The sequence below is a fragment of the bacterium genome (genome assembly GCA_020440705.1).
GTDB lineage: Bacteria > Krumholzibacteriota > Krumholzibacteriia > LZORAL124-64-63 > LZORAL124-64-63 > JAGRNP01.
In genome coordinates this window covers 1-1,789 of sequence record JAGRNP010000248.1, presented here as the reverse complement: position 1 = coordinate 1,789, position 1,789 = coordinate 1, and the positions used below count along the sequence as shown (strand labels likewise).

At 68.9% G+C, this 1,789-nt stretch carries 3 protein-coding genes; all 3 read right to left on the bottom strand.

The genetic code is table 11. The features are described from left to right. A partial coding sequence (locus KDM41_18125) for a hypothetical protein (GenBank protein ID MCB1185341.1) occupies positions 1-513 on the bottom strand: 513 nt, incomplete at its 3' end. After that, complete coding sequence (locus KDM41_18120; GenBank protein ID MCB1185340.1) at positions 497-1,192, bottom strand: DNA-processing protein DprA; 696 nt, start codon at positions 1,190-1,192, stop codon at positions 497-499. The genes KDM41_18120 and KDM41_18125, both read right to left, overlap by 17 nt. Positions 1,193-1,368: 176 nt before the next feature. Then, on the bottom strand, positions 1,369-1,737 hold the full coding sequence (mazF, locus tag KDM41_18115; GenBank protein MCB1185339.1) for an endoribonuclease MazF: 369 nt from the start codon (positions 1,735-1,737) through the stop codon (positions 1,369-1,371). Positions 1,738-1,789: the final 52 nt, after the last annotated feature.

Sequence of the window (1,789 nt, the reverse complement as noted above, 5' to 3'; positions counted from 1 at the left end):
AGGAGGATAGCGCTCCGAGATTAAATGGCCGCCGGCCATCAGGGTGGTGCCCCGCGTGACGACGTCATCGATGAGGATGATCTCGTTCGAGGGAAGCAGCAGGTCCCGGAAGTCCAAGCTCTTCTCGTGGTCCCGCAGTGATGCGCGATCTTCGGCTCTCACGAAATGCGACGACCGGGGTACGGTGCGGATCCGCTCGAGGCAGGGCCAAACGCCGCTGCCCAGAGAAGACCTGACCATCTCCTGACAGATCGCGTCCGCGACCCAAAGACCGTCCTTGACGCGGGGCGTGTGGCCCGGGATCGGCACGAGCACGGCGTCCGTCGGAAAGAAACCGGCCAACGGGCCTTCGGCGACTTGCGAGGCCAATCGCGACACGGCGTTCACGACCGCGTCGTGGCGGCCCATCTTGATCCTGAGGCGGATGAACTGCCGGGCCCGTTGCGTCGCCTCGTCGTTGCCTTTGGGATAGACCAGAAACGACCCTACGGCGAGCTCAAAGAGGGACTTCACGGCGGTCCTCGGTGCCGGGCCGGCTGGGCAGGAACTCGTCCAGGGCTTCCCTGAGCTCGGCGACCCCGTCGAAGACGATGGCGCCGTACTCGATCAGTTGGCGCGGCCAATCGAACTCCGCCTCGGCGAGTCCCCGCGGCAGGAACAGGATGCGGCCCAGGCGGATCGCCTCCCACCCCTGATGCTTGGTGCCGCTCGACTCGGACGCTTCGATGATGATGGTGCCGTGGGACACCAGTGCCATCGTCCGATTGCGCAGGACGAAGTTCTGGCGCTGAACCGGGCTGCCATCGGCGAACTGGGTGAGGACGAGATGGTCGTGCTGGATCCGGTCCTGAAGGTCCCGATGTTCGCGAGGATACGAGCGGTCCAGGGGTGTCCCGATGACCGCCAGAGTCCGGCCGCCGGACTCCATGGCGGTCCGGTGGGCGATGCCATCGACCCCGAGGGCCAGGCCGCTGACGACGAGGCCACCGTGATCGACGACCTGCCGGGCCACCGCAGCGGCCAACGTGGCGCCGTCGTCGGATACCTGGCGGGATCCGACGACGGCGATCCGCGGGCTGTGCGAAAGCACGGACCGGTCGCCGGCGCCGAAGAGCCGCGGCGGCGCGTACTTGTGCTCGACCGCGTTGAGCGGGCCCAAAAGGTCGGCACTGGTGCCTTCGAATCGGTTCATGGTCTCGATCGGGGCCGTAAGGAGTTCGTGCAAGGGGTTCGCTCCTGAAGATACCGGGACGCCTGGGGGACTTCAATCTGATTCGTGGATGGGTCTGCCCGCATGGAGCATGCCGGGAGGACCGTCGTGGCCGCGGGCGCGGCGACGGATCGGAATCCGAACCAGCGGCGGGCCGGTCAGCGCTCCGGCCCCCACCCGACCAGCGTGCCGATCTTGCCCAGCACCTCGGCCAGGACGGCGTCGGGGACCTCGGCGAACTTCTTCGCCCTGCGCGCCCGCCAGTCGAGGCTCTTCAGCTGGTCGGCCAGGACGACGCCCTCGGCCGGCGAGCCGGCGGGCAGCGCCACCTCGAAGGGGTAGCCCTTGACCCGGGTCGTGAGCGGGCAGCACAGCGCCAGCCCGACGCGGCCGTTGTAGGCCCGCGGCGAGACGACGAGGGCGGGCCTGCGCCCCGACTGTTCCGCACCGGCCTGCGGGTCGAACTCCAGCCAGACGACATCGCCACGCGACGGGACGTAGCCGGAGCGTCGCCGCGGCGCTACCACGCCTCGCCCCCGACCGGCCCGCCGGTGTCGACTTCCGCGTGGAGGTTGGCGT